The organism is Vibrio sp. RM-69-4 (genome assembly GCF_024743775.1).
Lineage (GTDB): Bacteria > Pseudomonadota > Gammaproteobacteria > Enterobacterales > Vibrionaceae > Vibrio > Vibrio anguillarum.
This window is the reverse complement of record NZ_JAMQXI010000085.1, coordinates 1-517: the sequence shown is the minus strand read 5'-3', so window position 1 is coordinate 517 and position 517 is coordinate 1. Positions and strand designations below refer to the sequence as shown.

The following is a 517-nucleotide window of genomic DNA, read 5'->3' as shown; positions in this document are numbered from 1 at the left end:
GTACACGGTTTCAGGTTCTATTTCACTCCCCTCACAGGGGTTCTTTTCGCCTTTCCCTCACGGTACTGGTTCACTATCGGTCAGTCAGTAGTATTTAGCCTTGGAGGATGGTCCCCCCATGTTCAGACAGGATAACACGTGTCCCGCCTTACTCGATTTCACTTATAATGATGGAACAGTTACGGGGCTATCACCCTTTATTGCGCCACTTTCCAGAGGCTTCACCTGCATCATTAAAAGCTTAAGGGCTAGTCCAATTTCGCTCGCCGCTACTTTCGGAATCTCTGTTGATTTCTTCTCCTCGGGGTACTTAGATGTTTCAGTTCCCCCGGTTTGCCTCCTTACCCTATGTATTCAGGTAAGGATACGTGCTTATGCACGTGGGTTTCCCCATTCGGAAATCGTAGACTCAAGTGGCTGTTACTGCCTAATCTACGCTTATCGCAAGTTACTACGTCCTTCATCGCCTCTGACTGCCAAGGCATCCACCGTGTACGCTTAGTCACTTAACCATACA

1 rRNA gene is annotated in these 517 nt (G+C 48.4%); it reads right to left on the bottom strand.

Annotated features, from left to right (window positions below):
* Positions 1–512: ribosomal RNA gene (locus NB504_RS17665) — 23S ribosomal RNA — on the bottom strand; the annotation flags it as partial.
* Positions 513–517: the final 5 nt, after the last annotated feature.